The organism is Pseudomonas atagonensis (genome assembly GCF_011369485.1).
In the GTDB taxonomy this organism is placed as follows: domain Bacteria; phylum Pseudomonadota; class Gammaproteobacteria; order Pseudomonadales; family Pseudomonadaceae; genus Aquipseudomonas; species Aquipseudomonas atagonensis.
Genome location: NZ_VXCA01000022.1, coordinates 44043 through 51124, shown reverse-complemented (window position 1 = coordinate 51124; position 7082 = coordinate 44043). Strand labels below are relative to the sequence as shown.

Below are 7082 nucleotides of genomic sequence, written 5' to 3'. Positions count from 1 at the left end.
GAGGGGGTGGCTCTTGATCTGCGGGTCCAGTAATCTGTGCGCCAATCTGACAGGTCGCTCCCCCATGATTTTCCTCATCGCCTACATCAGCAGCGTCGTGCTGATCAACTTCGCCTTCTCCACGGCGCCGCACCTGGACATCATCTGGTCCGCCTGGGGTGGTCTGGTGTTCGTGCTGCGCGACATGGTGCAGACCCGCTTCGGCCACGGCGCCATCGTGGCGATGTTGGCGGCGCTGGTACTGTCTTATGTCACGTCCGATCCGTCCATCGCGCTGGCCAGCGCGACGGCGTTCGCCGTCTCCGAGATCATCGATTGGCTGGTGTTCAGTATCACCAAACGGCCGTTGCGCGACCGCTTGTGGATCAGCTCGGCGCTGAGCATTCCCCTCGATACCTTCATCTTCTTCGGCATGATCGATCTGATGACGCCGCCGGTGATCATCACCGCGCTGGCCTCGAAATTCGCCGGTGTCACCGCCGTCTGGCTGATCATGGCCTGGCGCGAACGCAAACAGGCTGTCGCCGGCTGAAGCCAAATCCTCGGGTTCATGTAAAATGCCGCGCTTTCTCCCCATGGAAAGTGCGCATGGCGACGCTTTCCTCGATGATCCGCTTCTTTGAGGACCTGAGATGACCCGTATCGGAACTCCATTGTCGCCGACCGCGACCCGCGTATTGCTGTGTGGCTGTGGTGAGTTGGGCAAGGAAGTGGTGATCGAGCTGCAACGCCTGGGCGTTGAGGTGATTGCCGTCGATCGTTACGCCAACGCGCCGGCCATGCAGGTTGCCCATCGCAGCCACGTGATCAACATGCTCGACGGCGCTGCCCTGCGTGCAGTCATCGAAGCCGAGAAGCCGCACTTCATCGTGCCGGAAATCGAAGCAATCGCCACCGCCACACTGGTCGAACTGGAAGCCGAAGGCTTTACCGTGATTCCGACCGCTCGCGCCGCGCAATTGACCATGAACCGCGAAGGTATTCGTCGTCTGGCCGCCGAAGAGCTGGACCTGCCGACCTCGCCTTACCACTTTGCCGACACCTTCGAGGATTACAGCAAAGCGGTTGAGGACCTGGGTTTCCCTTGCGTCGTCAAACCGGTGATGAGTTCGTCGGGCAAAGGCCAGAGCCTGCTGCGCAGCGCCGATGACGTGCAGAAAGCCTGGGATTACGCACAAGAGGGCGGTCGCGCCGGCAAAGGCCGGGTAATCATCGAAGGTTTCATCGATTTCGACTACGAAATCACCCTGCTGACCGTGCGCCACATCGGTGGCACCACGTTCTGCGCGCCAGTCGGTCACCGTCAAGAGAAGGGCGATTATCAGGAATCCTGGCAGCCACAGGCCATGAGCCCGATTGCCTTGGCGGAATCCGAGCGCGTCGCCAAAGCGGTGACTGAAGCGCTGGGCGGCCGTGGTCTGTTCGGCGTCGAGCTGTTTATCAAAGGCGATCAGGTGTGGTTCAGCGAAGTGTCGCCGCGTCCGCACGACACCGGTCTGGTGACGCTGATTTCCCAGGATCTGTCGCAGTTCGCCCTGCATGCCCGGGCAATTCTGGGTCTGCCGGTGCCGTTGATTCGCCAGTTCGGCCCTTCGGCTTCGGCGGTGATTCTGGTGGAAGGGCAGTCGACGCAGACAGCCTTTGCCAATCTCGGCGCTGCTTTGAGCGAACCGGATACCGCGCTGCGTCTGTTTGGCAAGCCAGAAGTGAATGGTCAGCGCCGCATGGGCGTGGCGCTGGCGCGGGATGAGTCGATTGAAGCGGCTCGTGCCAAAGCGACCCGCGCTGCTCAGGCGGTTGTTGTAGAGCTGTAAACCGAGTCGCGTCCATCGCGAGCAGGCTCACTCCTACAATTGGAATGCGTTCCCCTGTAGGAGTGAGCCTGCTCGCGATAGCGATCTATCAGGCAACCTGATTCAAATCGTTATTGCGCGTTTCCTTCAGGCACAGCACAGCGATCAAGCTGAGCACCGCGGCCGCAGACACATACCCGCCGACGTAACTCAAACCACCCATCGCCACCAGTTGTTGCGCGAAGAACGGCGCCGCCGAGGCCCCGACAATCCCGCCGAGGTTATACGCCGCCGACGCGCCGGTATAACGCACATGTGTCGGAAACAACTCCGGCAACAGCGCCCCCATCGGTGCAAATGTCACACCCATCAAGAACAGCTCGATGCACAGAAACAGCGCCACGCCCCAGGTCGAACCCTGCGTCAGCAACGGCTCCATCAGAAACCCGGACAGAATCGCCAGCACGCCACCAATGATCAGCACCGGTTTGCGCCCGTAACGGTCGCTGGCCCACGCCGACAGCGGCGTGGCGGCCGCCATGAACAGCACGGCAAAACACAGCAGGCCGAGGAACGTCTCACGGCTGTAGCCGAGGGTGGATACGCCATAGCTCAGGGAAAATACCGTCGAGATATAAAACAGTGCGTAGCAAACCACCATCGCCGCCGCGCCCAGCAATGTCGGCGCCCAGTACTGACTGAACAGCTCGACCAGCGGCACTTTCACCCGCTCCTGACGCGCGATGGCGTTGGCGAATACCGGGGTTTCGTGGAGTTTCAGACGTACATACAGTCCCACCATCACCAGTGCAGCACTGAGCAGGAACGGAATGCGCCAGCCCCAGCTGCGGAATTGTTCGTCGGTGAGGGTCATGGCCAGCGTCAGGAACAAGCCGTTGGCGGCAAGAAAGCCGATGGAGGGGCCAAGCTGCGGGAACATGCCGAACCACGCACGCTTGCCTTTCGGTGCATTTTCCGTGGCCAGCAGCGCTGCGCCGCCCCATTCACCACCCAGCCCAAGCCCCTGACCAAAGCGCAGCACGCACAGCAAAATCGGCGCCCAGGCTCCGATGCTGGCGTAACCGGGCAGCACGCCGATCAGCGTGGTGCAGACCCCCATCAGCAGCAGCGAAGCAACCAGCGTCGACTTGCGCCCGATGCGGTCACCGAAATGGCCGAACAGCGCCGAACCCAATGGTCGGGCGAGGAAGGCAATGCCGAAGGTCAGAAATGCCGACAGCATCTGCGCGGTGCCGGAAGTTTGCGGAAAGAACACCGGCCCGATCACCAGCGCGGCGGCGGTGGCATACACATAGAAATCGTAGAACTCGATGGCCGTGCCGATAAAGCTCGCCGTGGCCACTCGGGTGGCGGAATTGGTCGGTTGGGCAGGCGTGGTGTCGCTGTAAGCGGTACTGGTCGTCATGCGGTGATCCCTGACAGTCATGAGCTCCGTTGGAGCGAATTATTATGGTCGAACACCCAGGGATGTGGGATGAGGCGCGGTCGCTGTTTCGAGTAGGAACAGTCGCCGGAGTGAAGCGGAAATGGCCGAAACCTGTCGGGTGCGGGGTAAGCACGTGGCTCAGCGACGCTTGGGTAAGCGTCTCGATTATAGGAAGGAGGCTAACGATCAAACAAGCGCAAAAACGCTATTGAACTGTCGCAGGCACCGAAGAGGTATGCCAGATCAACACCTTGCTCACCCGGTTCTCTTCAGTCTCGAGAATCTCCAGGCGATAGCGGCCGATCTTCAGGCATACCGCGCTTTCCGGAATGGTCTCCAGCGCTTCGGTCACCAGTCCGTTGAGCGTTTTCGGTCCATCGCTCGGCAAGTGCCAGCCCAGGCATTTATTCAGCTCACGGATCGATGCCGCGCCATCAATCACCATGCGCCCGTCGGCCTGCGGATGAATGTGCGGATTATCGAGGCTGTGCTCGCTTTCGAACTCGCCGACAATCTCTTCAAGAATGTCTTCCAGCGTAACGATCCCCAGCACTTCGCCGTATTCGTCGACCACCATGCCCAACCGGCGTTGCTGCTTGTGGAAGTTCAGCAGCTGCAGTTGCAGCGGCGTGCTTTCAGGCACGAAATACGGCTCGTAACTGGCGGCCAGCAAGGCTTCGCGGGTCAGGTCGTCGTTGCTGAGCAGGTGGCGGATCTGCCGGGTGTTGAGCACTGCTTCGACCTGGTTGATGTCGCTGTGGAACACCGGCAGGCGTGTGCGCTTGTTGTGGCGCAGTTGCTCGATGATGTCTTCGATCGGGTCATCGAGGTTGATGCCGTCGACGTCACTGCGCGGCACCAGAATGTCGTTGACCGTGATGTTGTCCAGCGCATGAATGCCAGACACCGGATGCGTACGGCTCGGATGCTCAGGGTCATCGGAATGATCCACCGGCAGATCGTCTTCGCTTTGCTGCACCACCTGGGCTTTGCGCGCAAATGGTCGAGTCAGCAAACCGCTAAGGCGACTGAGCAACCAGGCCAATGGATATACCGCTTTCAACGGCACCGCCAGCAGGGTATTGCCGAAGGTGAGCACCGCGTCCGGATAGCGTTTGGCGAGCGAGCGCGGGAAGTAATCGGCGAAGACCAGCAAGATCACGCCGGCACTCAGGCAGGCAGCCCATGGGCCGTTTTCTTCACAAAGGAAAATCGCCAGCAGTGTGGCAATGATCACCGCCAGCGCCCGGCACAGGGTGTTGCAGAGGATCAGGCTGTCGAGCGGGAAGCTCAGCTTCGCCAGCGGTTTATCGCTTGCGCGCGAGGCGGTGCGTTGCGCGAGCAGATGCTGTTGCGCGATTTCGACGGCGGTAAACAGCCCCGACCATAAAATCAGCAGGACAAATACCGCGAGCATCGGCCCTATGGGCAAACCGTCCATTTATGCCGCCCGTCAGATGTGCAGGATGTATTCACGAACCAGCTTGCTGCCGAAATACGCCAGCATCAGCAGGCAGAAACCGGCGAGGGTCCAGCGAATTGCCTTGTGGCCGCGCCAGCCAAGACGATTGCGACCCCACAACAGCACACTGAACACCACCCAGGCCAGGCAGGCCAGCAGGGTTTTGTGCACCAGATGTTGAGCAAACAGGTTCTCGACGAACAGCCAGCCGGAAATCAGCGACAGCGACAGCAGCGTCCAGCCGGCCCAGAGGAAGCCGAACAGCAGGCTTTCCATGGTTTGCAGCGGAGGGAAGTTCTTGATCAGGCCGGACGGGTGCTTGTGCTTGAGCTGGTGGTCTTGCACCAGTAGCAGCAAGGCCTGGAACACCGCGATGGTGAACATGCCGTAGGCGAGGATCGACAATAAGATGTGAGCGAGGATGCCCGGCTCTTCATCAATGATCTGCACCGTACCGGTCGGCGCGAACTGCGCCAGCAAGACCGTGATCGCTCCCAGCGGAAACAGTAGCACCAGCAGGTTTTCCACCGGAATCCGCGAGCAGGCGATCAGTGTCAGGGCAATCACTGCCGCCGCAATCAGGCTTGAGGCGCTGAAGAAGTCCAGGCCCAGACCGATCGGGGTCAGCAAATGCGTGAGCAGGCTGGCGCTGTGGGCCACCACGGCGAGAATGCCGAGCGTAACCAGCAGGCGCTTGTTCGCCTTGGCGCCGGTGGCCAGACGAGTGCCTTGATAAAGAGTCGCAGCGGCATATAGAAGGGCGGCGGCGAGAGTGGTCAGCAAACTGGGTGACAAGGGGAGCATAAATCCTGTTAGGCAAGCCCGAAAGGGGCTGAGTTTGGCATAGAACCGTCACAGCACGAAAGTGCGAGGTGTCCGCCCGACGCAGTCTTCGCTATAATCCGCGACCTGCCCACGCCGCAGGCTCGCCGAGCACATGTTGATTCCGGTCTGGGCCGCCATTATCCCGGTCTACACAGGGCCTGAAAGGATCGCGCAATGTTTGAAAACTTAACCGACCGTCTCTCGCAGACGCTGCGCCATGTCACCGGCAAGGCAAAGCTGACTGAAGACAACATCAAAGACACCCTGCGCGAAGTGCGCATGGCGTTGCTCGAAGCCGACGTCGCCCTGCCGGTGGTCAAGGACTTCGTCAATTCGGTCAAGGAGCGCGCTGTCGGCACCGAGGTGTCGCGCAGCCTGACGCCGGGCCAGGCGTTCGTGAAGATCGTCCAGGCTGAACTCGAAAGCCTGATGGGCGCAGCCAACGAAGACTTGAACCTGAGCGCCGTGCCGCCCGCCGTCATTTTGATGGCCGGTCTGCAGGGCGCCGGTAAAACCACCACGGCCGGCAAACTGGCGCGCTTCCTGAAGGAGCGCAAGAAGAAGTCGGTCATGGTGGTGTCGGCGGACGTTTACCGTCCAGCCGCTATCAAACAGCTGGAAACCCTGGCCAACGACATCGGCGTGACGTTCTTCCCGTCCGACTTGAGCCAGAAGCCGGTCGACATCGCCACCGCGGCTATTAAAGAAGCGAAACTGAAATTCATCGACGTGGTCATCGTCGATACCGCCGGTCGTCTGCACATCGACGAAGAGATGATGGGTGAGATCAAGGCACTGCACGCCGCGATCAACCCGGTTGAAACCCTGTTCGTGGTCGACGCCATGACCGGTCAGGATGCGGCCAACACGGCCAAGGCCTTCGGCGATGCACTGCCGCTGACCGGTGTGATCCTGACCAAGGTCGACGGCGACGCCCGTGGCGGTGCTGCATTGTCGGTACGCGCAATCACCGGCAAGCCGATCAAGTTCATTGGTATGGGCGAGAAGAGCGAAGCGCTCGATCCGTTCCACCCTGAGCGTATCGCCTCGCGCATTCTCGGCATGGGCGACGTGCTCAGCCTGATCGAACAGGCCGAAGCGACCCTCGACAAGGACAAGGCCGACAAACTGGCCAAGAAGCTGAAGAAGGGCAAGGGCTTCGACCTCGAAGACTTCCGTGATCAGCTGCAACAGATGAAGAACATGGGCGGCCTCGGCGGGCTCATGGACAAGTTGCCGAGCATCGGCGGCGTCAACCTGTCGCAAATGGGAAATGCCCAGAACGCTGCAGAGAAACAGTTCAAACAGATGGAAGCCATCATCAACTCCATGACCCCGGCCGAGCGCCGCGACCCTGAGCTGATCAGTGGTTCGCGCAAACGCCGGATCGCCATGGGTTCCGGCACTCAGGTGCAGGACATCGGTCGCTTGATCAAGCAGCACAAGCAGATGCAGAAGATGATGAAGAAATTCACCGCCAAAGGCGGTATGGCGAAAATGATGCGCGGCATGGGCGGTATGTTGCCCGGCGGCGGCATGCCGAAAATGTAAAAAA

General features: G+C 60.4%; 6 protein-coding genes. 3 read left to right on the top strand and 3 right to left on the bottom strand.

Features of this window, described 5'->3' with window-relative positions:
- Positions 1 to 64: 64 nt before the first annotated feature.
- Both F2P67_RS14400 and purT read left to right on the top strand, forming a co-directional pair.
- Complete coding sequence (locus tag F2P67_RS14400) at positions 65 to 532, top strand: VUT family protein (RefSeq protein WP_166221102.1); 468 nt, start codon at positions 65 to 67, stop codon at positions 530 to 532.
- 100 nt (positions 533 to 632) lie between these two features.
- On the top strand, positions 633 to 1814 hold the full coding sequence (gene purT, locus F2P67_RS14395; protein WP_102900595.1) for a formate-dependent phosphoribosylglycinamide formyltransferase: 1182 nt from the start codon (positions 633 to 635) through the stop codon (positions 1812 to 1814).
- An 88-nt stretch (positions 1815 to 1902) separates the two neighbouring features.
- On the opposite strand, the gene F2P67_RS14390 is transcribed toward purT, so the two are convergent.
- From F2P67_RS14390 to F2P67_RS14380, 3 genes are all read right to left on the bottom strand, one after another.
- Positions 1903 to 3219, bottom strand: coding sequence for an MFS transporter (locus tag F2P67_RS14390; protein WP_166221101.1), 1317 nt, complete (start codon positions 3217 to 3219; stop codon positions 1903 to 1905).
- A 226-nt stretch (positions 3220 to 3445) separates the two neighbouring features.
- Positions 3446 to 4681 carry a transporter associated domain-containing protein gene (locus F2P67_RS14385; RefSeq protein WP_166221100.1) on the bottom strand — a complete coding sequence of 412 codons (1236 nt, stop codon included), beginning with the start codon at positions 4679 to 4681 and terminating at the stop codon, positions 3446 to 3448.
- Between the two features lie 12 nt (positions 4682 to 4693).
- On the bottom strand, positions 4694 to 5506 hold the full coding sequence (locus F2P67_RS14380; protein ID WP_166221099.1) for a cytochrome C assembly family protein: 813 nt from the start codon (positions 5504 to 5506) through the stop codon (positions 4694 to 4696).
- 195 nt (positions 5507 to 5701) lie between these two features.
- On the opposite strand from F2P67_RS14380, the gene ffh reads away from it, so the two are divergent.
- Positions 5702 to 7078, top strand: coding sequence for a signal recognition particle protein (ffh, locus tag F2P67_RS14375; protein ID WP_008081630.1), 1377 nt, complete (start codon positions 5702 to 5704; stop codon positions 7076 to 7078).
- The last annotated feature ends 4 nt before the right edge of the window (positions 7079 to 7082 follow it).

Bases quoted from the DNA above. Each gene is read 5' to 3' on its own strand.
- F2P67_RS14385 (WP_166221100.1), bottom strand. From the start codon at position 4,681: ATGGACGGTTTGCCCATAGGGCCGATGCTCGCGGTATTTGTCCTGCTG.
- purT (WP_102900595.1), top strand. From the start codon at position 633: ATGACCCGTATCGGAACTCCATTGTCGCCGACCGCGACCCGCGTATTG.
- F2P67_RS14380 (WP_166221099.1), bottom strand. From the start codon at position 5,506: ATGCTCCCCTTGTCACCCAGTTTGCTGACCACTCTCGCCGCCGCCCTT.
- F2P67_RS14390 (WP_166221101.1), bottom strand. From the start codon at position 3,219: ATGACGACCAGTACCGCTTACAGCGACACCACGCCTGCCCAACCGACC.
- F2P67_RS14400 (WP_166221102.1), top strand. From the start codon at position 65: ATGATTTTCCTCATCGCCTACATCAGCAGCGTCGTGCTGATCAACTTC.
- ffh (WP_008081630.1), top strand. From the start codon at position 5,702: ATGTTTGAAAACTTAACCGACCGTCTCTCGCAGACGCTGCGCCATGTC.